At 35.1% G+C, this 24,705-nt stretch carries 22 protein-coding genes; 3 read left to right on the top strand and 19 right to left on the bottom strand.

Annotated features, from left to right (window positions below):
* Positions 1–389: 389 nt before the first annotated feature.
* From IEW40_RS00805 to IEW40_RS00795, 3 genes are all read right to left on the bottom strand, one after another.
* Positions 390–1,154, bottom strand: a complete 765-nt coding sequence (locus IEW40_RS00805) for an SDR family NAD(P)-dependent oxidoreductase (protein ID WP_188616174.1) — start codon at positions 1,152–1,154, stop codon at positions 390–392.
* 89 nt (positions 1,155–1,243) lie between these two features.
* Positions 1,244–2,170, bottom strand: coding sequence for an AraC family transcriptional regulator (locus IEW40_RS00800; RefSeq protein WP_188616173.1), 927 nt, complete (start codon positions 2,168–2,170; stop codon positions 1,244–1,246).
* 245 nt (positions 2,171–2,415) lie between these two features.
* Positions 2,416–2,763, bottom strand: coding sequence for a winged helix-turn-helix transcriptional regulator (locus tag IEW40_RS00795; protein WP_188616172.1), 348 nt, complete (start codon positions 2,761–2,763; stop codon positions 2,416–2,418).
* A 98-nt stretch (positions 2,764–2,861) separates the two neighbouring features.
* Here IEW40_RS00795 and IEW40_RS00790 point away from each other — a divergent pair, with 98 nt between their 5' ends.
* The 3 genes from IEW40_RS00790 to IEW40_RS00780 all read left to right on the top strand — a co-directional run bounded on the left by IEW40_RS00790 (position 2,862) and on the right by IEW40_RS00780 (position 5,018).
* Positions 2,862–3,722, top strand: a complete 861-nt coding sequence (locus IEW40_RS00790) for a type 1 glutamine amidotransferase domain-containing protein (protein ID WP_229663342.1) — start codon at positions 2,862–2,864, stop codon at positions 3,720–3,722.
* 3 nt (positions 3,723–3,725) lie between these two features.
* Positions 3,726–4,355, top strand: coding sequence for an NADPH-dependent F420 reductase (locus IEW40_RS00785; protein WP_188616171.1), 630 nt, complete (start codon positions 3,726–3,728; stop codon positions 4,353–4,355).
* 270 nt (positions 4,356–4,625) lie between these two features.
* Positions 4,626–5,018, top strand: coding sequence for a DUF1398 domain-containing protein (locus IEW40_RS00780; protein WP_188616170.1), 393 nt, complete (start codon positions 4,626–4,628; stop codon positions 5,016–5,018).
* Positions 5,019–5,478: 460 nt separating this feature from the next.
* Here the strand turns inward: IEW40_RS00780 and IEW40_RS00775 are convergent, their stop codons facing one another.
* The 16 genes from IEW40_RS00775 to ilvC form a co-directional block, all read right to left on the bottom strand.
* Positions 5,479–6,492 (bottom strand): cytochrome d ubiquinol oxidase subunit II, encoded by a 1,014-nt coding sequence (locus IEW40_RS00775; protein ID WP_188616169.1) that lies wholly within the window; start codon positions 6,490–6,492, stop codon positions 5,479–5,481.
* Positions 6,493–6,497: 5 nt separating this feature from the next.
* Complete coding sequence (locus tag IEW40_RS00770) at positions 6,498–7,832, bottom strand: cytochrome ubiquinol oxidase subunit I (protein ID WP_188616168.1); 1,335 nt, start codon at positions 7,830–7,832, stop codon at positions 6,498–6,500.
* A gap of 228 nt (positions 7,833–8,060) precedes the next feature.
* A complete protein-coding gene (locus IEW40_RS00765; RefSeq protein ID WP_188616167.1) occupies positions 8,061–9,416 on the bottom strand; it encodes a DEAD/DEAH box helicase in 1,356 nt (451 codons plus the stop codon).
* Between the two features lie 214 nt (positions 9,417–9,630).
* Positions 9,631–10,140: a hypothetical protein gene (locus tag IEW40_RS00760; RefSeq protein WP_229663341.1), complete on the bottom strand. Its 510-nt coding sequence runs from the start codon at positions 10,138–10,140 to the stop codon at positions 9,631–9,633.
* Positions 10,141–10,185: 45 nt separating this feature from the next.
* Positions 10,186–10,830 carry a murein L,D-transpeptidase catalytic domain-containing protein gene (locus tag IEW40_RS00755; RefSeq protein WP_188616166.1) on the bottom strand — a complete coding sequence of 215 codons (645 nt, stop codon included), beginning with the start codon at positions 10,828–10,830 and terminating at the stop codon, positions 10,186–10,188.
* Between the two features lie 269 nt (positions 10,831–11,099).
* Positions 11,100–12,629: a glutamine-hydrolyzing GMP synthase gene (guaA, locus tag IEW40_RS00750; RefSeq protein ID WP_188616165.1), complete on the bottom strand. Its 1,530-nt coding sequence runs from the start codon at positions 12,627–12,629 to the stop codon at positions 11,100–11,102.
* Positions 12,630–12,855: 226 nt separating this feature from the next.
* Entirely contained in the window at positions 12,856–14,094 is a 1,239-nt protein-coding gene (gene purD, locus IEW40_RS00745; protein ID WP_188616164.1) for a phosphoribosylamine--glycine ligase, read from the bottom strand.
* Between the two features lie 93 nt (positions 14,095–14,187).
* A complete protein-coding gene (purH, locus tag IEW40_RS00740; RefSeq protein WP_188616163.1) occupies positions 14,188–15,702 on the bottom strand; it encodes a bifunctional phosphoribosylaminoimidazolecarboxamide formyltransferase/IMP cyclohydrolase in 1,515 nt (504 codons plus the stop codon).
* A 74-nt stretch (positions 15,703–15,776) separates the two neighbouring features.
* On the bottom strand, positions 15,777–16,349 hold the full coding sequence (purN, locus tag IEW40_RS00735) for a phosphoribosylglycinamide formyltransferase (protein WP_188616162.1): 573 nt from the start codon (positions 16,347–16,349) through the stop codon (positions 15,777–15,779).
* Positions 16,350–16,412: 63 nt separating this feature from the next.
* Positions 16,413–17,402 carry a phosphoribosylformylglycinamidine cyclo-ligase gene (purM, locus tag IEW40_RS00730; RefSeq protein ID WP_188616161.1) on the bottom strand — a complete coding sequence of 330 codons (990 nt, stop codon included), beginning with the start codon at positions 17,400–17,402 and terminating at the stop codon, positions 16,413–16,415.
* 270 nt (positions 17,403–17,672) lie between these two features.
* A complete protein-coding gene (locus IEW40_RS00725; protein WP_188616160.1) occupies positions 17,673–18,212 on the bottom strand; it encodes an NADPH-dependent FMN reductase in 540 nt (179 codons plus the stop codon).
* Positions 18,213–18,260: 48 nt separating this feature from the next.
* On the bottom strand, positions 18,261–18,983 hold the full coding sequence (locus IEW40_RS00720; RefSeq protein WP_188616159.1) for a pirin family protein: 723 nt from the start codon (positions 18,981–18,983) through the stop codon (positions 18,261–18,263).
* Between the two features lie 167 nt (positions 18,984–19,150).
* Positions 19,151–19,921 (bottom strand): CPBP family intramembrane glutamic endopeptidase, encoded by a 771-nt coding sequence (locus tag IEW40_RS00715; RefSeq protein WP_188616158.1) that lies wholly within the window; start codon positions 19,919–19,921, stop codon positions 19,151–19,153.
* A 208-nt stretch (positions 19,922–20,129) separates the two neighbouring features.
* Positions 20,130–21,395 carry a threonine ammonia-lyase IlvA gene (ilvA, locus tag IEW40_RS00710; RefSeq protein ID WP_229663340.1) on the bottom strand — a complete coding sequence of 422 codons (1,266 nt, stop codon included), beginning with the start codon at positions 21,393–21,395 and terminating at the stop codon, positions 20,130–20,132.
* 190 nt (positions 21,396–21,585) lie between these two features.
* Positions 21,586–23,028, bottom strand: coding sequence for an ATP-binding cassette domain-containing protein (locus tag IEW40_RS00705; protein ID WP_188616157.1), 1,443 nt, complete (start codon positions 23,026–23,028; stop codon positions 21,586–21,588).
* A 91-nt stretch (positions 23,029–23,119) separates the two neighbouring features.
* Positions 23,120–24,601 (bottom strand): ketol-acid reductoisomerase, encoded by a 1,482-nt coding sequence (gene ilvC / locus IEW40_RS00700; protein WP_188616156.1) that lies wholly within the window; start codon positions 24,599–24,601, stop codon positions 23,120–23,122.
* Positions 24,602–24,705 lie beyond the last annotated feature (104 nt).

Below are 24,705 nucleotides of genomic sequence, written 5' to 3'. Positions count from 1 at the left end.
TGGGAGATGGATGATGGGAGATGGGAGTTGGGGGATGGAAGATGGAAGATGGATGATGGATGATGATTGATGGATGATGGATGATGATTGATGGATGATGATTGATGATTGATGGGTGATGGGAGTTGGGAGATGGGAGATGGAAGATGGGAGATGGAAGAAGGGAGTTGGTTGATGGATGATGGGAGATGGAAGATGGAAGATGGGAGATGGAAGAAGGGAGATTGTACGTCCCTGATATTGGTTGACTACAAAATCTAATTTATGATTATTAAAAAAGGCTTAGATTGTAAAATCCAAGCCTTAACTTTTTAACTTACACACTTTCTGGGATAGTGTCTATTTTTGAGATAGTATTTGGGAATTAAATACTTAATCTAAGTTTAATTTTATATATGCACTCCACCAGAAACTTCGATGCGTTGGGCATTTACCCACTTAGCATCGTCGCTGCAAAGAAAAGCGACTACAGAGCCGATATCATCTGGTAATCCTACTCTACCAAGAGCTGTAGTATTGGCAATCATGGCATTTAAATCTTTATTATCTCTTACTGCGCCGCCTCCGAAATCTGTAGCAATAGCTCCTGGGGCAATGGTATTGACGCGAATTTTTCTACTTGCAAATTCTTGTGCTTGATATCTGGATAAGCTTTCAATGGCAGCTTTCATAATGGCATAAGGAGCATAATTGGGGTAACTAAACCTTGTTAATCCCGATGAAATATTTACTATACTCCCCCCATCACTGATTATAGGAAGAAGTTTTTGAGTGATAAAATAAGGGGCCTTCAGATGAATGTTTACCATCGAGTCAAAAACTTCTTCTGAAGTTTCGGCTATGCTGGTATAAGCGGCAACCCCTGCATTATTGACTAAAGCAAAAATGCTATCTGTTTCAAAATCTTGATTTAAAACTTCTTTGACTTGTTGAACAAAAGCGTCAAAATTTTTAGATTGAGACACTTCAAGTTGAATGGCTTTTGCTTTTTTGCCCAAAGCCATAATTTCATCGACTACTTTTGCGGCTTCACTGGCGCTACTATTGTAGGTAAAGATGATATCAAATCCTTTTTTAGCCAATTGTAAAGACATATCTTTTCCTAGCCCACGGCTGCCACCCGTTACTAAAGCTACTTTGTTTGTTGTTTTCATTTTAATCTGTATTATGTTTAGGTTGCAAATTTCTGTATTTTCATCAAAAAGGAAGTTACAAATAGCAAACTAGTATTTGTAAATTTCAATCAATTTCTAAATTTCACGGGAGACAATGTTGTATGTTTTTTAAAGAAATTAGAAAAATGAGCCACTTCATCAAAACCTAGGGTGTAGGCAATTTCAGACACATTCCATCTTGTTTTTTTGAGTAATATTTTGGCTTCTTCCGCGATTCTACCGTTGATAATTTCTGAAGTTCTTTTGCCAGTAGTTTGTTTTAACACTTTATTAAGATGATTGATATGAATGCCCAAATTTTTGGCAAAATCAGTAGGTGTTTTGAGTTGTAAGACTTGAGCTTCATTCTCTATAGGAAACTGTCTTTCTAATAGTTCTATAAACAATGAAGATATTCTACTTGCCGCATTGGTTGTGGTTTCGGCGCTTTTTATGGGATTTAATTTTTGTCCGTTATGTATTAATTCTAAGACATAATTGCGCAACAAATCATATTTATAAGCATAGTCAGAAGACATTTCCTGATTCATTTTTTTGAAGATGACTTCCATTTCAAGATATTGTTTATCATTTAATTGAAATACGAAATCACTATTCGGCAGATAAATTGGCAATTCGTCTATGAGTAAACCTGTTTTTGATTTAGACATAAACTCTTTAGTAAAAACACAAAAAAAGCCAGACTGTTTTTTACTAATTGGTGTATATCTATAGGGAATGCGTGGTGTAGCGAATAAAATGCCTTGCTGTTGAATGAGAACTGTTTTGTCTGCGTATTCTACAAGATTTTCACCTTTTATTAGACTAATTTTGTAATATAATCTTCTGTTGTAGGTCATTTCAGATTTTTTCTTTCCACTGAAATAAAATTTTTCAGTTTCGAATACATTAAAATGGCCTAGTTCAGCATTGCCTTGGCTGTCTATGATATCGATTAGTCCTGCGTTTTCGCCTAATATCTCTTTATAAAACTCTTTGATGCTTATATCAGTCATGATTGTAAAATTCAAATCATTACAAAGGTATATAATTTTTTAATGGTGATGATTTTATGAGATGGAGAAAGTCTTTAAGAAATAGAATTGAAAAAAAGCTAAAGATTGTGAATTAGAAAAGGAGTAAACCTTTCATGTTGCCCGTCACTCTTTTGCAACTCCAAAAAGTTTTGGATAGAAAGATTAGTGAGAATATGAAGTTAATGAAAGATAAATTGATAATCACTAATGCAAAAGCTATATGATTAATGATTTTCAATTCCAAAATCTTTCATTAAATCTAATCCGTAGTTTCTTAAAGCATCAATAATTTCAATTGATTTCATTCCTCTTTCTGTGATTGAGTATTCAACTCTTGGCGGAACTTCTGGGAAGACTTCTTTCGTCACAAAACCATCTTCAACTAATTCCTTTAATGCCTTTGACAACATCCTATCCGATACGTGTGAAAGGCTTTTTTGTAATTCACTAAAACGCCACTTTTTATCCTTTAATCGCCACAAAATGGGCATTTTATAAGTACCTCCTATTTTATTCATTGCGAATTCTACAGGATTATGAAACAATCGTTTGTCTTTGACGAAATCTGGCATACTTACATTTTTGTTAGTTACTTACAAAGATACGCAGATATTGTTTACACTAAATAGCTAAAATAAATTTGTACTGTTAAATTCAAAAAATATACAAAATGAAAAAATTATTTCTATTGACATTAGTATTCGCATTCCCTTTTTTTGGGACTGCTCAAACAAATAAAAACATGACAAATAAAAAATCTAAAAAAATGGAACAAGTAAAAGAAGTTAACAGTTATGTGCATTTTCATGGTGCACCTTCGAAAGGAAAAATTTTAATGGTAGCGAGTTCACCAAGTACAAGCAAACAAACAGGTTGGCCCATTGGTTTTTGGGCAGCAGAATTAACCCATCCTCTAAGAGTATTTCAAGAAGCGGGTTATGATGTGGAGTTGGTTTCAACTGAAGGTGGTGATTTAATGATGGATGGTTATTCTAATCCTACTGATGCAAGTGGATATTCGGCTCATGACATTATTACATTGGGTTATATGCAAAAACCTGAATTTAATGCAATGTTGAAAAACACCAAAAAGTTGACTACTGTTGATGCCAAAAATTATGATGCTATTTTCTTAGTGGGAGGTCAAGGTCCAATGTACACTTACAAAGGAAATACGGAACTGCAAAAACTTTTTGTTGATTTCTATGAAAGTGGAAAACCGAGTGCTGCTGTTTGTCACTCTACTACCCTATTATTAGAAACCAAAACATCTAATGGGGAATTATTGGTAAAAGGAAAAACATGGACAGGTTTTGCTGATGCAGAGGAAGAGTTTGCCGACCAAGCTGTAGGCATGAAAATTCAACCTTACAAAATTGAAGATGAAGCTAAAAAAATAGCTGGAACAAACTTTAAAGTAGCGGCTCCATTTAGTTCGTATGCAATTGCAGACGGAAATTTGATTACAGGTCAACAACAAAACTCTGGAGCTGCTGCAGCAGAATTAGTAATTAATTTATTAAGTAGATAAAATATGAAACTCGCATTTATAGGTATAGGCAATGTAGGCTTTGCCATTGCCAACAATTTACAGAGAAAAGGTCACGAAATTATTGTAGCCAATAACGATGAAAATTCAGAAACCGTTAAAAAAGCATTAGAACAAAATGCTAACTTCTCTGTAAAGAAAATACAAGAAGCTATTGATGAGGCTGAGGTTGTTTTTTTGGCAACTCCATTCCAAGCCAATGAAGAAATTCTTAAAAGTTTGACATTCAACGGAAAAGTTTTAGTTGATTGTACCAATCCAGTTGGAATGGGAATATCTCACGGATTAAAAAGTGAAATTTCGGGCAGCGAAAAAATTCAAGAATGGGCGCCAGATGCTAAAGTAGTAAAAGCTTTCACGATTTATGGTTTTGAGAATTTCATTGATAGTAATTTTCCTAATTACAACGTAAAACCAGTAATGATGATTGCAGGAAATGATACAGAGGCAAAAAATATAGTTTCTAAAATTAATACCGATATGGGTTATAAAACTTTAGACACTGGAAAACTAGATCAAGCGTTACACTTGGAGCACATGACCTTACTTTGGGTGAAAATGGCAAGAAGAGACGGACATCATCCTAATTTTGCTTGGGCTTACTTAGAAAAATAATTTATTGTAATTTTGCCCTATAAATTAGGGCAAAATTACATTTGAAAACTTTCAAGAATTTAACCAATATTTAGGGGTAGATATGCCCATTTCAGAAAAAATAGATTTTGGCATCTATCATAATGGATTGGACTTAAAATTAAAATCAGAAGCCATTAATGTTGATTTTTATCGAATTTCATTGAAAAAACACCAAAGGAGTAGCATTGCAAATTCTACAATTAAGATGAATGCAATTAAAGAAATGTATCACTATAAAAATAAGAAAAGATGTTTACAGTAGAACAAATTAAAGCAGCACATAGTAAAGTAAAATCAGGTGCCGATTTCCCTTCTTATATTCAAGAAATTAAAAAACTGGGCGTAACCCATTATGAAGCATATGTATCAGATGGGCATATCGATTATCATGGAGCTGATGGCTATACCGCGCAAGTACCAGAGAAATATGCTGTAATGAATATTTCAGATGAGGCCAATGTAGCGGTTTTTAAGGCAGAGTTATTGGCACACCAACAAGGCAAAACCGATTACCTCACCTTTATAAAAATGTGTGCAGACACAGGAATTGAGAAATGGGAAATCCGAATGGATACGATGACTTGCACGTATTTTGATAAATTAGGAAATGCCATTTTGGTGGAGCAGATACCGGGGGAGTGAGATGAGTGATGGGTGATGGGTGATGGAAGATGGAAGATGGAAGATGGAAGATGGGTGATGGATGATGGATGATGGATGATGGATGATGGATGATGGGTGATGGAAGATGGGTGATGGGTGATGAATGATGAGTGATGGAAGATGGAAGATGGAAGATGGGAGATGGGAGTCAGAAGTTGGGTGATGGATGTTGGGTGATGGATGATGAGTGATGGGTGATGGAAGATGGGTGATGGATGATGGGTGATGAATGATGAAAATTTTTACTCTTGGGGTTTAATTTATCAAAAATTAAGTAAAAAGTCTCTTCGGACAGATGTTTGGAGAGACTTTTTACTTAAAACACTGACAATAAAAGGAATACGGCATTAGAGTTTATTGAAATTTATTATTCATTTCACATTAAATAAAAATAAGGGATTAATTGTAATAGCTACAACTTAAACTGACAAAACAATACTTACTCTCCCCTTTTCCCTGCTTTAGAAAAGGAAAACATCAAATAAAATAAAAAAGGTAAAATAAACACAGAGCCAATCAACAAAGCATAACCTAACACAGTAAGAGTAGATTCTGGAGCGGTATTTTCTATTAATGAAATATGCTTTCCGTTGCCCAATAGAATAATATTAGGAATATGTCTGTAAGCTGCCGCCGTCATAATCATAATAATTTGGAAAGCTCCTAAACCTCTTACTGGCCATAAAAAATTATGATTGATGCACCACAATAAAATGCCCAAAGAAATGGTAGCAGCCACCACTGCTGTAATGCCAATGGCTCCTGTAAACACCCAATCTATCAAAGGAATTCCTGAAAAATAAGCCACAACAAAAACCAATCCACCAGAAACAAAAACCGCCAGCATCATATCTCTGGTTTTCTTCATCATTTGTTTTACATCTGCTTTAGAATCTGCTTCTCTGAGAGAATAGATGGATGCTAAATAACCACAAATAACGATGGTGAAAATACCCACTGCCATCCCAAAAGGATTGAACCAACTGTAAACATAAAGAGATAAAAAATCTTTAGCATCAGGATTTATACTTCCAGAAATAGTGGCCGCCACAATGCTTCCGATAAAAAATGGCGTTGCCAAACTAGAATAGTAAAAAACTTCTCTGTAGACATTTTTCCAATTGTCATCTATGGCATCATAATTTCTAAAAGTAAAGGCTGTTCCTCTGGCAATAATTCCTAAAAGCATTAAAACCAATGGAATATGCAGATACACCGAAAGCACTTCATATATATCTGGAAATCCTACAAAAACCACTACAATGGCAATAATTAACCACATATGATTGGCTTCCCAAACGGGAGCGATAGATTCGTACATTAGATTTTGAGTTCTATTTCTGGCTTTTTTGCCCGTAAACAGCTCCACAATTCCTGCCCCGAAATCTGCTCCACCTAATAGAATATATAAAATTACCGATAGAAAAAGAAAAGCAATAACTACGTACAACATTTTAATTATTTTTTAGAGTGAAACAGTGGGTCTGTAGCATCATATAGATAAGGCACCATTTTGATTTGTCTTCTCAGTAAAAAGATGATAATGAGAGATAATGATATAAAAATTAAGGTAAACAAATAAAATGAATACTGTATTCCTGGCATAGGCGTAACCGCTTCGGCTGTTTTCATAATTCCGTAGATGATCCAAGGTTGTCTTCCTACTTCAGTTACTGTCCATCCTGCTTCTAGAGCGATGTATCCGAAAGGAGTAGCAATGACGAATAACTTCAATAGCCAATGTTTTTCTAGCCAATTTTTCTTAAAGAACAGAGCAAAAAGGTACAATACAGAAATCCCCATCATTACTGTTCCGAAGAAAATCATGATTTGAAATGCAAAATGTGTAACTGCAACTGGTGGCCAGTGTTCTTTCGGAAAATCTTTTAAACCTTTTACTTCAGAATTTGGATTTCCATCAACCAAGAAACTCAATAATTTCGGGATTTTAATGCCATACTTCACCGTTTCAGCTTTTTCATCAGGAATTCCACCGATGAGGAAAGAAGCACCTTTCTCTGTCTCAAAATGCGCTTCCATTGCTGCCAATTTTATCGGTTGTCTTTTGGCGACAGATTTCGCGGCTACATCTCCTGAAATTGGCGCTAGAATTGCTCCGAAAATTCCAAAAATCACTGCTATTCTAAACGCTTTGGTGTGAAATTCTCTGTTTTTGCCTTTCAATAAAAAGTAAGCGTGAAGTCCGGCTACAGCAAAACCAGTAGCACAAAATGCGGCAACAGACATGTGCAATGATTGTGAGAACCAAGCCTCATTGAACATTGCTTTTATAGGGTCTATATTGAGGTATTTTCCGTTCACATAATCAAATCCAGAAGGACTGTTCATCCAAGCATTGGCGGCAACTACTAAAATGCCCGAAGCAAGACCACTAACTCCTACTAAAAATCCACAAAACCAATGAAACCACTTGTTAAACTTATCCCAACCGTACAAAAAGAAACCCAATGCTATCGCTTCTATAAAGAAAGCGGTTCCTTCTAATGAAAAAGGCATTCCAAAAATAGGACCTGCGTGTTTCATGAATTTTGGGAATAATAATCCTAGTTCGAATGACAACATGGTCCCAGAAACAGCGCCAGTAGCAAATAAAATGGCTACTCCTTTGCTCCAAGCTTTGGTAAGACCTTTGTAAATTTCGTTGTTTGTTTTTAGGTATTTGTAATGAGAAAAAGCCATTAAAAAAGGCATTACCATTCCGACACAAGAAAATATAATGTGAAAAGCTAATGAAACGGCCATTTGTCCTCTAGCTGCAATAAAATCATTCATCTTTTTAACAATTTTGGTCTAAATGAGGGTGAGATATTTATTTAGGAACCCTGAAAATTTGAACAAAAGTATTGAAAAGGTTGAATTTTTCACATAAAATTCCATTGATAGAAAGAATGATTCTCCATATAAAAAAGCTATTTCAATCTTTTTTGAAATAGCTTATCAATTCAGTAATTTTATAGAATTATTTATGAAAATTTTAATCCATAAAATATAGATTAAAATTTATTTCTTTTTTCTTTTGGCGATAGATTTTGCTTTCGCTTGTGCTCTATTGGCAGGTTTAGTTTTTGGCGGTTTACGTTTGCTTGGTCCGCCAAGATTGATTTTTTTATTTTTATCTTTTTTCTCGTGGAAAGCAGAGCCTGGTTCTATCTTTTTGTACTGAACAGGATTTTTCATTTTCACCACTTCTCTTTCTGCAGGAATTTTCACCTCAGAAATTTTTACTTCATCCGGAAATTCTAATCTTTTCACCTCTTTGTTCATGAACATTTCTAGTTCTATGAAACGCTCTTCTTCTTTCGGAGTGTAAAAAGAAATGGCAATCCCCTCTTTGTCTGCTCTACCCGTTCTACCAATTCTGTGGATGTATTGTTCCTGAATTTCTGGGATTTCAAAGTTAAAAACGTGAGAAACATCTGGAATATCAAGACCACGCGCCATAACATCTGTAGTGATAATTCCTCTCAATTCATTATCAGAGAAAGACTTCATGGTTCTTAGTCTGAAATTTTGAGATTTATTGGAGTGAATGACTCCAAATTCACCAGGGAATTCTTCGTCAATTTTTTCAAAAATTAAATCGGCGTGTTTTTTATTATTGGCAAAGATTAGAATTTTTTCAAAATCGGCATCCGTTCTCAGCAAGTGAACCAATAGATTTAATTTGGTATTAAAATTCTTGACAGGAATGGCATTTTGAGCAATTTTTTCTAGAGGAGTTCCGCTTCTTGCCAAAGAAATTTCTTGAGGATTTTTGAAATATTCTTCTAGCATAGCATCTACTTCGTCTGTCATGGTAGCAGAAAAAAGGATGTTTTGTCTGCGTTCGCTCATCATGGTAAAAATATCTTCTAGTTGGCGTCTGAAACCAAGGGAAAGCATTTCGTCGAATTCATCGATGATGAGTTTTTTTAAATCTTTAAGGTTAAGAACGGCATCTTTCATTAAATCCATCACTCTACCAGGAGTTCCTACCAAAATATCTACTCCTTCGTACACCAACAATTTTTGAGTATTGATATTTACTCCACCGTAAACTCCGAGCACTCTAGCCGACATTTCATCGGTTAATTTTTCTAGCACTTCGGCCACTTGTACCACCAACTCACGAGTTGGCACTAGGATTAAAACCGTTGGACTTCCATTTTTATTGAATTTCCAAGTTTTAAGAACGGGTAAGAGATACGCTAATGTTTTACCGGTACCAGTTTGAGCAATTCCCATGACATCTTTTCCGGACATGATGGGCGAAAAAGACTTTAACTGAATAGGAGTTGGCTCAGAAATTCCTAGTTTTTCTAAAGCCGAATTGAGCTGTTTTGGTAAATCAAAATCTGCGAATGTTGGTTTTTCCATTTTGCAAAAGTACGATTTCTGAACTGATTTTCAATATTTATGGAAAAATGGGGGTTTTATTCTGCAAAGTTCGTGGAGATTTTTGATTTCATTTGGGTGTTCATTGAAAAATTTTAACACAAAGTTCGCAAAGTTTTTTTGACTTGCTTTGGGTTTTTGAGTGCACTAAGAAACATCTGGTGATGTTTATCAATTGTTTAAAATAGAAATGATTCTAGTTTTTAATTTTCACCAATTTTGAAACGGTTTTTATGTCATTATTTTTAGAAACGCTGGTGGTGATTTTTACATAACCTTTTTTACTTTTTTCAATTGGTAGTTTGTCATCATCATTCCATTGGATGCAATGGGTAGCGATAGGGTCAACTAAATATTTGAATTCGTTTTGTTTAAAAGTATACACATAGAAAGATAACCAACAACTGGAGCACCAATTGGGATAAAAACCCAGTTCATCTTTTCCATCGTCGTTCAGGTCTTTGAGGTTATACAAGTCACCATTTTTAGCATTTTGCATGGTGAATGGTTTTAAATTTTCATCACTGAAATATACTGTAGTCATGCATTTGCCCGAGCAATCGTCTGAGCAATCTGACACTTTAGAATAGGCATATTCTTTTTTGCCGTCTCCGTTGTAATCTCCTAGAATGCCATTGGTTTCTGATTTTTGGGCAGATAAAGTGACAAATAATAGAAATAAATTGAATAGTAATAGTTTTTTCATCGGATGTTTTATTTAAGATTTAAAATTAATAAAAAAAATCAAGTATTAATTAAAAATCCAAAGCAAAACAGGTTTATTTGTATTTTTTAATTTTTCATCTATGATTTTCATTGCTTCATTAGAAACCGTTGGGCAACCCCAACCTTCTGGACTACCTTCTGGATAAACTTCAGAATTACTCATTTCGCTCCAAGAATGCAATACAATTATTCTTTTTAAAGCATTGTTATTGGTATCTTCTAAACCATGAAGCAGATATTTAACATGAATTCCCCATTGGCTGTAACCTCTCTCCCCGATTTTATATTTTCCTAATGAGGATAGATGGCTTCCATCTTCATTACTAAATTTAGGACTGTCTTTACTATCTGTTTTAGACCAAGAATTTAGGCCACAGCCGTGACCAACAAGATATTCATTTGTGATTTGCTTTTTATTAAAATCCCAAATATAAAATCTATTAAGTCCAGAATGAATACTCATATCTATTAAAATACAAAAATCAGTATTCATTTTTTGATTTTCACAAAACAAGAAGGCTTCCTGAGCTTTTTTGGCAATTCTTTTATGGTCTTTTTGTGGTTTAAGGTCAGTCTTATTGGATTCTAGAATCGTTCTAGAAATATTTTCATTGGCTTGATTGCAGTTAAGAAAAAGTATTGAAATAATAATATTGATTAATAGTTTCATAAAAATTTAGTTGTTTAAAATTCTAACGAAATTTTGTTTTAATCATTATTTAAAATTTTAAATTTATTGTAAAGACGTAGCGCACCTACGGAGCGCACAATTTATGGGACTTCTAATATTTTACAGACCTTCTGCACCTATGGAGCAGATATTGGAGAAGTATTTTTTATAGTAGATGTTTTAACGAGTCAGATTTTGATTCTCTTGCAATCCAAGGAATATCTTAAAATAAAAAAGCTGTTTCAAATTTCTGAAACAGCTTTTAATTTTTATTCCCATTCTATCGTTGCAGGTGGTTTGCTAGAAATATCGTAGGTTACACGGTTGATGCCTCTGACTTCGTTGATGATTCTGTTAGAAACCAATTCTAGGAATTCATAAGGAAGTTTGCTCCATGTTGCCGTCATAAAATCGATGGTATTGGCAGAACGAACTACTGCGGTGTATTCATAGGTTCTTTCGTCGCCCATTACCCCAACAGATTTTACAGGAAGAAGGACTACAAAAGCTTGAGAAACTTTTTCGTACAAATCATTTTTATACAATTCTTCTATGAAGATATCGTCTGCTTCTTGTAAGATTTTCACTTTTTCTTCATCCACTTCGCCAAGAATTCTGATTCCTAAACCTGGACCAGGGAAAGGATGTCTGTACACCAAATGATGCGGAATTCCTAGTTCTTCTCCTACTCTTCTTACCTCATCTTTAAACAATTCGCGCAATGGTTCTAGCAGTTCCATTTTCATTTCTTCTGGTAAGCCTCCTACATTATGGTGAGATTTTATCACTGCAGAAGGTCCTTTTACCGATTGAGATTCTATAACATCTGGATAAATGGTACCTTGGGCTAAGAATTTTGCGCCTTCAATTTTATGAGATTCTTCATCAAAGACATGAACGAATTCGTTTCCGATGATTTTGCGTTTTTGTTCTGGGTCTGAAACACCAGCTAATTTAGATAAAAATCTTTCAGAAGCGTCAATCATTTTAATGTTCATATGGAAATGTTCTCCATAATTTTCCATTACTTTTTTGCCTTCATCTTTTCTCAGCAAACCGGTATCTACAAAAATACATTGTAATTGGTCGCCAATAGCTTTATGAATAAGCACTGCCGCTACGGAAGAGTCTACCCCACCAGATAGGCCAAGAATTACTTTTTCGTTTCCTACTTTTTCGCGGATTTCGGCTACTGTTTTTTCGATATAATTGGTAAGTTTCCAGTTTTTTTCTGCATTACAAATTCCGAAAACGAAATTTTCTAGCATTTTAGAACCTTCTTCAGAATGTGAAACTTCTGGATGAAACTGCACACAGTAGATATTCTGAGCTTCGTTAGAAATGGCAGAGATAACGTCTGTTTTGGCATTGATTTCGAAACCTTGAGGCACTACTTCTACCTCGTCGAAATGGCTCATCCAAACGATGGAATCTGTAGAAACGCCTTCAAAAAGTTTTGAGGTTTTGTCGATATGCAGATTGGCTTTTCCGTATTCTCCTTTTACGCCTTTTTTCACTTTTCCGCCCAAGACATGAGTGGTGAGTTGCATGCCGTAGCAAATTCCCAGAACAGGGATACCCGCTTCGAAAAGCGATTTTTCTACTAAATGGGCGTCTTCTGCGTTTACAGAGCTAGGTCCACCAGAAAGGATAATACCGACTGGTTTTTTGTCTAAAATTTCTGCTAAAGGTGTATTGAAAGGTAAAACTTCGGAATATACTCCCAATTCGCGAACTCGTCTTGCGATGAGTTGGTTGTATTGAGAACCGAAGTCTAAGATGATGATACCGTTATTCATTTTTTATTGTTTGATGATGGATGTTTGATTATGGATGATGGATGATTGATGATTGATGATTGATGATTGATAATGTTTGATGTTTGATGTTTGATGTTAAAAAATCTATCAATTAATATTTCTAAATGTAACTAGCCCCGATTGCAGCGGTTACCCCACAGCAAGCATAGGCCATGGCAATGGAGCGAGGAGTAAGAGCGGAAAGCGGGAGTAGCTTCTAAAAATTCTAGAAATTCCCGATGTCTTCTCTGTAATATGCGTAATCAAAATGCAAAGTTTTGGCATCTTGGTACACTTTTTTTCTGGCTTCTTGATAGGTGTCTCCTGTTGCCACAATATTGAGGACTCTACCACCATTGGTCACTATTTTACCGTGTTGGATTTCTGCCCCAGCAAAAAGTACCTCACTATCTTTTACTTTATCTAGGCCGGTAATTTCGTAGCCTACTTCGTAGTTACCAGGGTAACCACCAGAAGTCATGACCAAGCAAACGGCTTTTTTATCAGAAAACTTAAGGTCAAGTTCATTACCTCTGAAACAATCTGCCACTACATCATAAAGGTTGCTTTCTAGGAGAGCCATAATTACCTGAGTTTCTGGGTCACCTAGTCTCATGTTGTATTCTAGAAGGTAGCATTCATTATTTTCGACCAAAACGCCGAAGAAAATAAATCCTACGAAATTGAGGGCATTGTCTTTGATGCCTTTTGCAGTAGGTTCTAGGATATTTTTTTGGAAATCTGCAAAATGTTCTGCGGTGAATTCTGGACTAGGCGCTACTGTACCCATACCACCGGTGTTAAGTCCTTTATCGTGATTTCCTATTTTTTTATAGTCTTTGGCAGATACACAAGGAAAAGCTTTTTTGCCGTTCCAGAAAGCGATAACAGAAGCTTCGAAACCTTTAAGGAATTGTTCTACCACGACTTTGATGCCTGCATCGCCAAAGATTTTATCAATCATAAATTGGCGAAGGGTAGCTTCTGCGTGTTCTACATCTTCGCAAATTACTACGCCTTTTCCGGCAGCAAGACCACTTGCTTTGATAACCAATGGATATTTTTGATTTTGCACATATTCTTTGGCTAATGTGTAAGAATCAAAAATCTCTGCTTTGGCGGTTCTAACGCCGTTTTGTAGCATAAATTTCTTAGAATAGGCTTTGCTGCCTTCTAAATCTGCAGCACGTTTGGTAGGGCCAAAAATCTTGAGATTATGTTTTTGAAATTCATCTACAATTCCGTTTACCAAAGGTAATTCTGGGCCTACAAAAGTAAAATCTATTTGTTCTTTGATGGCGAAATCTCTCAACTGAGCGATATCATCAAAAGGGAGGTTTTTTCCTAGAGTTTCAGTAGTGGCATTTCCTTTGGCGAAATACAACTGAGAAATTCTTTTGTCGTGAGCTAGTTTTTTGGCAACTGCAGATTCTCTACCGCCGTTTCCTATAATTAATACTTTCATCTTATTAGTCGTTAGTAAATTGGTCTAATACAAATTTACGAATTTGTTTGATGTGGTTTGCAATTGTTTGATTTCGTTTGAAAATTTTCTTAATTAATGCAAGAAATGTCTCATTCCTGTAAACATCATTGGGATGCCATGTTCATTAGCAGCTGCGATAGAGTCTGCATCTTTGACTGAACCGCCAGGCTGTACAATTGCGGTGATGCCTTGTTGAGCGCAGAAATCTACCACATCTCTGAAAGGGAAAAACGCGTCTGAAGCAAGAACTAAATCGCCAGAAAACTTCTCCTTAGCTCTAGAAATTGCTTGTTCGGTAGCCCAAATTCTGTTGACTTGTCCACCGCCAATTCCGAAGGCTTGAATTCCGTTAGAAACTACAATGGCATTAGACTTCACGTATTTTACTACTCTTTGAGAAAATAATAATGCTTTTTTCTGCTCTTCGGTTGGTTGAACATCAGTTACCACTTTGAAATCAGTAGAAAATTGGTCATCTACGTCTTGTACCAAAATTCCGCCATCTACTTTCACCCAAGTATGTTGATCAGAAACTGGATTTTTGATTTTGATAATTCTAAGGTTCTTTTTCTTTCTTAAAATTTCTAGCGCGTCATCATCAAAATCTGTTGCCATTACAATTTCTAAGAAAGTTTTGTTGAGTTCTTCTGCAGTAGCAGCATCAACTTTGTAATTCATCCCGATGATACCACCGAAAATAGAAACAGGGTCACACTCAAAAGTTTTGGTATATGTTTCAAGAGCTGTGGTTCCGATAGCCACTCCACAAGGTGTAGAATGTTTTACGGCGCAGCACGCCATTTCGTCTTTGAATTCATTCACCACTTTCCAGCATAAATCCATATCTCTTAGATTATTGAAAGATAGTTCTTTGCCTCCTAAAATATCGAAATCCTTCATGGCACCGTTTTCAAAAGTTGAAACGTAGTATGCTGCTGATTGGTGAGGATTTTCGCCGTAGCGCAAGTCTGAAACTTTTTTGTAAGAAGCGCTAAGGTATGTTGGATATTCTTCGTCTAGCAACATTTTAGAAATTGCTGCGTCATAAGCAGAAGTAAGATTGAATACTTTTCCTGCTAATTTTTTACGAGTTTCTATGGTAGAATCTCCGTTTTCTGAGATTTCTTGTTGAACCAAAGCATAATCTGCCACGTCTGTAATTACGGCTACAGATTTGAAATTTTTAGCTGCAGAACGAAGCATAGAAGGGCCACCTATGTCGATGAATTCTACTTTTTCGTCTAGGGAAATATTTTTATTAACATTTTCGAAGAAAGGATATAGGTTGACAATCACCATATCAATCAGTCCGATTTCGTGTTCAGCAACGGTTTTCATGTGTTCTTCGTTATCACGAACAGCCAATAAACCACCGTGAACTTTTGGGTGAAGGGTTTTCACTCTACCGTCTAGCATTTCTGGGAAATTGGTTACCTCATCTATTTGAATGGGATTAAGTCCTGCTTCTTTCAGATGCTTGAACGTACCACCTGTAGAAATCAGTTCGTAATTGTTTTGTTCTAAAAATTGTGCAAATTCAGTAAGACCGTTTTTGTCTGATACGCTGATTAATGCTCTTTTCTTCATTTTTATTTATTACTTTTTATTTAAAATTTATCAACTCATTGGAATCAATTCCAATTCTTTAAAATCGCTTGTTCCTATGGAACTCTTTTATTTAAAACCCAATCAATCGCTTTCGGGAAAATGTCATATTCTATTTGGTGAACTTTTTGTGCAAGAGTTTCGGGAGTATCATTTTCATCAATATCAAATTTTCCTTGAAGGATGATTTCACCTTCGTCTATTCCAGAAGTGACGAAGTGAACAGTAGCGCCGCTCTCCTTTTCTTTAGCCTCAATTACCGCTTCGTGTACGTGATGTCCCCACATTCCTTTTCCACCAAATTTTGGCAAAAGTGCTGGGTGAATATTGATGATTTTACCGTTGTATTTTTCACAAAAATCTTTACTTAAAATCGAAAGAAAACCTGCGAGAACAATTAAATCTGTATTTTCGGGCAATAGATTTTCTAAATTTTCAGAAAAATCTTTTCCTCTTTTGATAAGTTGAAAAGGGATATTGTGATTTTTGGCTCTTTCTAGGGCATAGCAATCACGGTCTGCCACTACTAAATTTACTTTAGCGTTAGGGATTTCTCCATTGTCAATACAATCGATAATTCTTTGAAGATTACTACCAGAACCAGAAGCTAGAATGACTATATTTTTCATTTTTGTACAATGTTTAATGTAAAAAGCAACTTAATTTACTTTCTACATTATACTTTTTACATTTTACAATAAATTTATTTTCTCAGAATTTTCGGTAATTTCTCCTATTTCGTAGGCATCAGGAAGTGTTTCTAGAACTTTGGTGGCTTCGTTTTCATCTACTACCACTACCATTCCTACGCCCATATTGAAGGTTCCGAACATTTCCATTCTTTCGATATTTCCACGTTTTTCTGCTTCTAGCATGATGTTTGGAATTTGGATTTTAGAAGTGTCAATAGTTGCGCATAATCCTTCAGAAATAATTCTTGGCACATTCTCTATTAAACCACCGCCAGTAATATGTGCTATACCGTGAATATCTACGGTTTGCATCAGTTTATGAATAGGTTGGTAATACAATCTTGTAGGCACTAAAAGGGTTTCGTGGATGGGTTTACCTTCGAATTCTTCATTGAAATCAGGGAAAATTTTTCTTACCAAAGAGAAACCATTGCTGTGGAAACCAGAGCTAGGAAGCGCGATGATTTTGTCGCCTTTTTTTATTTTAGAACCGTCTATAATTTGGTCTTTTTCAACAATACCTACACAGAAACCAGCCACGTCGTAATCCCCAGGTTGGTACATACCAGGCATTTCTGCGGTTTCGCCACCTATTAAAGCACAATTATTGTCTTTACAAGCATTTACCATTCCTAGAACAATTTCTGCAGCTACATCAGAGTCTAATTTTCCGCAAGCTAAATAATCTAAGAAAAATAGGGGTTTAGCACCATGGCAAAGGATATCATTGGCACACATTGCGAAACAATCAATCCCAATAGAATCATATTTTTTGGTATCTAAAGCAATTTTCAGTTTGGTTCCTACACCATCGGTTCCAGAGACTAAGACAGGATTTTTGTACCCTCCAATTTCGTAGAATGCTCCGAAACTGCCAATTCCGTTCAATACATTTTTGTTGTGTGTTTCAGCGACTGCAGATTTTATTTTATCAACGGTTTTGTAACCTTCTTCTTTGTCTACTCCTGCAGATTTGTACGTATTGCTCATTTTTTTCTCAGTTTTTTAGAAAACCTTGCAGGACTTGAGCCCTGCAAGATGTTCACTTTTAATAGATTTACTTCAAACTTTCACAGAAAAAACTTAAATAAAAAAGCCGACAATCTTTCTGACTATCGGCTTTGATTATTTAGCTGCGCATTTTAGCTTCCCAAATATTTGGATGTTTAGTGAGCCAAAATGTTGCAAATTTTTGTTCAAGTTTCTTATTTTTACTTCCGCAAAATTACTATTTTTTATTGATTAAAAGCAAATCAAAAACTAAGAAAAATTTTCTTTTATTACTTTTTTAACTTTTTCTTCGAGTTCAGCAGCTTTTTCGGTCTCTGAGATACCATTTTGATTATCAAAGGTTTCATAGAAAAAAGGCAAAGAAAAAGTCTCTACAATTTTTGCTCCATCAAAAGGAAATCTTTTTTCTGCAATTTCTAAAACACTTGCACCTCCTCTTTTTCCGGGTGAAGTCGCCATGAGGAACATTGGTTTTTCTCCGAAGATTTTTCTTTCAGGGATTCTAGACACCCAATCCAATAGATTTTTAAACGCCGAGGAATAATTACCGTTATGTTCTGCCAAAGAAACCAAAAGAAGGTCAGCAGTATCTATTTTTTGGGCAAAATCGTAAGCTAATTTTGGCAAACCATCATTTTTTTCTCGGTCTGAACTGTAAATTGGCATTTCGTAATCGTTTAAATCTAAAATTTCTATTTCAGAATTTTCAAATTTTCGAGAAACAAAAGTTACCCATTGTTTGTTGATAGAAGTGGAAGAATTGCTTCCAGCAAATGCGAGTATTTTCATTTTTAGTTGATGGTTGATGGATTTTAAACTATAAATTCTTCAATTTTATTATAATTTAGGTAATTTCATAGGAACTTCTATTAAAAGAACTTCTGAATTTTCTGAAATTTCTAAATTAAATTGGTCGGTTTCTTCAATTCCAAGAGCATCTCTTTGATTTAAAGTGGTATCCCCAATTTTTACTGTTCCCGAAATTACAAAAACATAGACTCCGTTTCCTGATTTTTTCAATTGATAAGTTCTATTCACATTTTCTGTAAAATTTCCCAGATGAAACCATGCGTCTTGATGAATCCAGCTTCCTGCGTCATCAGGATTTGGAGAAACGATTTGTTGGAACTCATTATCAACGGCATTGTCAGAAATTTTGAGTTGGTCATACCTTGGTTCTACTCCATTTTCACGAGGGATAACCCAAATTTGAAGCAGAGTTACGGGTTTATCAGCATTGCCATTAAATTCACTATGCTGAATTCCGGTACCTGCACTCATGACTTGAATTTCCCCTTTCTTAATGGCTCCGAAGTTTCCCATAGAATCTTTGTGATGCAATTCACCTGAAAGCGGAATGGTTACAATCTCCATATTAGAATGAGGGTGCATTCCGAAGCCCATTCCTGCACTTACAAAATCATCATTCAATACTCTAAGAACCCCAAAATGTACTCTTTCTGGGTTGTAATAATTGGCAAAGCTAAAACTGTGATTGGCTACTAACCAACCATGGTTTTGAAATCCTCTGCTGTCTGCGGTATGTATTGTAGTTTTCATTTTAAAATTTAATTTAAAGAATCTTCGCGATTATTCTGATTTACGAGTACAAAGATAGCTTGCTAATGATAAGAAAGTCATTGATGTAAGATAAGAATTGAAACCTATAAAAAACGCTGACAAAAAAATTTGTCAGCGCCGTTTATTATTGAAGCAGATGTTTTTTATCAATCTTGAGACTCTATAAAATCATCGGCTGCCCCTTTTCTGGTCAATAAATAAAATCCATAAATACCAAATAAAACAGGAGCTGAAATCATGATAACCCCAACAACAATGGTAAGTAATTCTGGATTAATCAATTTAAGTGTAGAAGATAACATAAACGCAATAAAATCCCAAACGGCATGAAAAATCATTGCCAGAATAATGGTTCCACTTTTTACTCTGTAAGACAATAAAAGCATACCAGAGCACATGGCCATAAATGCTTGTAAAGCACCTTCGCCAATTTTACCTGTAGTAAAAGCATTTAAGACATGTACTAATCCGAAAACGACAATCACCGTAATAGCAGCCATTTTATACCCCCAATCTTTGGTTAGACCACTTAATAAAATCCCTCTAAACATTAATTCTTCTGAAATGCCCACAAAAATACAGTTCAGAAATAGCCACATCATGGCATAGATGTTTTGCACATCATAATGATAAATGAGGAAGAGCGTACAAATAAGAATGATTACCGATTGTAATCTAAAGATTTTCAAGTTTTTGAAATTAGAAAAAGTAAGGCCCGTCTGCTTAGCACTACCGGTAAGGAAAACCACCACCAAAGTAAATAAGGCGGCAGATAAAATGGAATAGTCAGGTGCTTTTGTGAGTTGACTGCCCAGCTCTTGAGTTTTGCCATTGAGCTTAATAATGCCAGGAATTAAAGTAATAGAAGCCCAAATTACAAAAGCAATAATGGCCACTATTGAGTTTAGTTTTCTCATAGTATTTGTTTTAAATAGTTTTAAATAGTTATTTTGAAAAAAATTAATACATTATTGAGAATAAATCAATCATAATCAACTATGAATTAATTATTTACCAATTTATGAAAGAAATTTCATTCAGCAAAACAAAATACTTTTTTTAACACAAAGCCCTTTCAGAATGATTCTGAAAAGGCTGAAAAAAAAATTATAACATAGTTTAATTTTATACTAATAAATTGAGGACATTAGGGCTGTCATTAAGATAAGCTTCAAAATAGCCCCGTTCTTTCATTCTATGGATTAATCCTTCAAAATCTGAAGCATCTGCCAATTCTATTCCGACGGTTGCTAATGCGGTTTCTCTGGAATTTTTTTTGGTATATTCAAAGAAAGCAATGTCATCATTTTCACCTAAAACATCTAAAACAAATTCTTTCAAAGAACCAGGTCTTTGTGGAAATTTGACCAAGAAATAATGTTTTACTCCTTTGTAAAGTAATGCTCTTTCTTTGATTTCTTCCATTCTGGTAATGTCGTTATTGCTACCACTTACAATACAAACTACATTTTTACCTTTGATATATTCTTGATATTGTTCTAAAGCAGAAATAGACAAAGCGCCCGCTGGTTCTAATACAATAGCATCTTTGTTGTACATTTCTAGAATGGTTTCGCAGATTTTTCCTTCATCTACACTAATGCAATCGCTGATGTAATCTTTACAAATTTCAAAAGTTAAATCGCCAACTTTTTGAACTGCAGCGCCATCTACAAACTTATCAATTTTTGATAATTCCACGTTGTAACCTGCATCAATAGACGCTCTCATAGAAGCTGCGCCCTTAGGTTCTACTCCAATAATTTTTGTATGAGGAGAAAGCACCGAAAACACCGTAACTATACCTGCTATTAAGCCACCACCACCAATTGGCACGAAGATGTAATCTATTTTATCGTTGGTTTGTTCTAGAATTTCCATGGCTAAAGTAGCTTGACCTTCGATAATTTGAGGGTCATCAAAAGGATGAATAAATGCTGCACCGTTTTTTTCGCTGTAATCAATGGCAGCATTTTTTGAAGCATCAAAAGTATCACCAATCAATTTCACTTTCACAAAATCACCCCCAAACATTTCTACTTGTTCTAGTTTTTGTTTTGGAGTGGTAATTGGCATAAAAATTACGCCATTAATTTTGAGTTCGTTACAAGCAAAAGCAACTCCTTGGGCGTGGTTACCTGCACTCGCGCAAACCACTCCATCATTGGTTTTCCCTTGTTCGAAAAGGCTTTTTATTTTATGATAGGCCCCTCTTAGCTTATAAGAACGAACAGGTTGCAAGTCTTCTCTTTTTAGAGAAATGTTGGCCTCAAAAACTTTAGACAGTCGAAAACTCTCCTGTAAGGGAGTAGTTTTCGCTGCTGAAGCAATTTTTTTTCGTGCCGTGTTAATAGAATCTATAGTTAAATAGGGTGTGTGTTCTTTCATCATAATTCTTTCTCTGTAATTTTATTATTCATAGGGTTTTGTCCCTTGTTTTTAGCATTGCTAATTCGTGAATGTTCTAATTTTTTATTTTTTTCATAAGGTTAAAACCTTATGATTAAATAAATCACTTTTCTGTTCCTTAGGGCTATGCCCTATGCTGTTTTATGTCGCCACTTCGTGGCTTATTGGGATTTCACTTTTTAATTTCTCCATTTTCTAAAATTAATTTATGGGAGAGGCTTTCTGGCAGTTGGCTTTCAAAATGCCCTACATAAATTAACGTGTGTCCGCTTTTGCATAAATCATCTACTACTCTATTGAAATATTTTGTTTGCTGGACATCTAAACCTTGACAAGGCTCATCTAAAATCAATAATTCTGGATTTTTAACGATGGTTCTTGCCAGAAGTGCTAGTCTTTGTTTCCCTAGAGAAAGTGTATTTAATTTTTTATTTTTATCTTCTTTTAAATCAAAAAAAAGAAGAATTTGTTCTAATTTTTGTTGTTGGTCAAAACTCAATTTTTGATACAAACTCATGGAATCAAAAAAACCTGAAGCGATGGTTTGTCCTACATTGGCATTCAAATCATAATACCAGTGTAATTCTGGAGAGATGATGCCTATTTTTTCTTTGATGTCCCAAATACTTTCGCCAGAACCTCTTTTTTTGCCAAAAAGATAGATTTCATTGGCATAAGCTTGAGGATGGTCTCCATTTAATAAACTTAATAAAGTCGATTTTCCTGAACCATTTGGTCCTTGCAACAGCCATCTTTCGCCTTCGTTAAGTTGCCAATTGATGTTTTTCAATACTTTTTTTTCTCCGTAAGAAACATTTACATTTTCTAATTTCACCATTTCCTTTGCATTGGTTTTTGGTGGTTTTTGAAGAAAATAAGGCAATTCTTTAGTCATTCTTTCTTCGCCTTTGGTCATTTCTGAATGATGCGTGCGTTCTAAAAAACTACCATTTTTAATTTCCGCAAAACGGTTGATAGAATTTGGTACTTCATCGTCATTGTTAATCAAGAGAAGCGTAATTCCTTCTTGAGTTAAACGTTCGAAAATTTGGTTTAGGCTTTTCCTTGATTTCACATCTAAACCCGTGTAAGGTTGGTCTATGATTAAAATCTGAGGTTTCAACCAAAATGCTTTTACTAACTGTAGTTTTTTGTGCTCACCACTCGAAAGTTCAATCAACTGCTGTTCTTTGAAATTCTGAAAATCAAAAATTTCTAAATATTCTTCTACATTTTTAAAATCAAGTTGCTCTTTTTGAGCAAAATAATTGAGTTCTGCAAAAACCGTGAGTGTGTCGTTTTTTGCAAATTTGTTGTATCGTTGTTGGTAATAGAAATTTCTATCGCCTTCTAAATTGGTGAATTGATACCAATTAGCAACGTAAACAACTTTTTGTTTTAATTCTGAATTTTCATCAAAATTAATTTCAATACTTCCTTCAAAATTTTTGATTTCGTTGGAAATAATTTTGGTTAAAGTGGTTTTACCTGTTCCACTTGGTCCGCCAATTTGCCAATTTTCGCCTTTATTGATTTTAAAATTTAAGTTTTTCAAAACGACATTGCTGCCGAATTGAAAACTTAAATTTTGGATTTCTAGAATTGGTTTTTGCATTTAAAACATTATCAATTCCATAGGGTTAAAACCCTATGCTTTATTAAATCGCCACTTGGCTTCGCCGAATCTTCGATTTCGTGGCTCATTATTAAACCGTTTTAATAGATTTCATCGCTGTCATTGCTTTACGCAATTTTTTTCCAACAATTTCTACAGGGTGATTTCTAAGGATTTCGTTTACCTCAACTAGGGTTGCATTGTCTACAGCACCATCTTTACCTTCGTTGAAGTTTTTACCTACTAAATCTGTATTTACTGTTTTCATAAAATCACCTAACAAAGGTTTACAAGCTTGATCGAACAAATAACAACCATATTCTGCAGTATCAGAAATTACTCTGTTCATTTCGAATAATTTTTTACGAGCAATGGTATTAGCGATTAATGGCGTTTCGTGAAGAGATTCGTAGTAAGCTGACTCTGGTTTGATGCCTGCATCAACCATCGTTTCAAACGCTAATTCTACTCCTGCTCTTACGAAAGCCACCATCAATGTATAATTGTCGAAATATTCTTGTTCTGAAATCTTTACGTCACCTGCAGGTGTTTTTTCGAAAGCTGTTTCGCCAGTTTCGGCTCTCCATTTTAGAAGGTTAGCATCGCCATTTGCCCAGTCTTCCATCATCGTTTTAGAGAATTCTCCAGACATAATATCGTCTTGATGTTTTTGGAATAATGGACGCATGATGTCTTTTAATTCTTCAGAAACTTCAAAAGCTTTTAGTTTTGCTGGATTGCTCAATCTATCGAACATTCCGCTTACACCGCCGTGTTTAAGAGCTTCTGTAATTACCTCAACTCCGTATTGAACCAATTTAGAAGCGTAACCAGCATCTATTCCTTTTTCTACCATTTTATCAAAAGAAAGAATAGAACCCGTTTGCAATAATCCGCAAAGAATGGTTTGTTCGCCCATTAAATCAGATTTTACTTCTGCTACGAAAGAAGACTTCAAAACACCTGCTTTATGCCCGCCAGTTCCTGCGCAATAAGCTTTAGCTTCTGCCCAACCTTTACCTTGAGGGTCATTTTCTGGGTGCACAGCAATTAAGGTAGGAACCCCGAAACCTCTTACATATTCTGCTCTAACCTCAGAACCTGGAGATTTAGGAGCTACCATAATTACGGTTAAATCTTTACGAATTTGCATTCCTTCTTCTACGATATTAAAACCATGAGAATAAGACAAAGTAGCGCCTTGTTTCATTAACGGTTGTACAGCATTAATTACCGCAGTATGTTGTTTATCTGGTGTTAAATTAATTACCAAATCTGCAGTTGGAATGAGTTCTTCATACGTTCCTACGTTAAAATTATTATCAGTAGCATTTTTCCAAGAGCTTCTTTTCTCTTCAATCGCTTCTTTTCTTAGCGCATAAGAAACATCTAAACCGCTGTCTCTAAGGTTAAGACCTTGGTTAAGACCTTGCGCTCCACAACCTACAATTACGATTTTCTTCCCTTTAAGCGCATCTACTCCGTCAGAAAATTCTGAACCATCTAAAAATTCTGCTTGTCCTAATTGTAATAATTGTTCACGAAGTGAAAGTGTATTGAAATAATTTCCCATTTTTTAATTTGTTTAAAACTTTTATTTTAGTTTGAATTGTTTGAATTGTTTGATTTAGTTTGATATTGTTTGATATTGTTTGATAAAAATTTCAAATCGTAAAT

The organism is Cloacibacterium rupense, from assembly GCF_014645495.1.
In the GTDB taxonomy this organism is placed as follows: domain Bacteria; phylum Bacteroidota; class Bacteroidia; order Flavobacteriales; family Weeksellaceae; genus Cloacibacterium; species Cloacibacterium rupense.
This window is presented reverse-complemented; position numbering and strand designations above follow the sequence as displayed.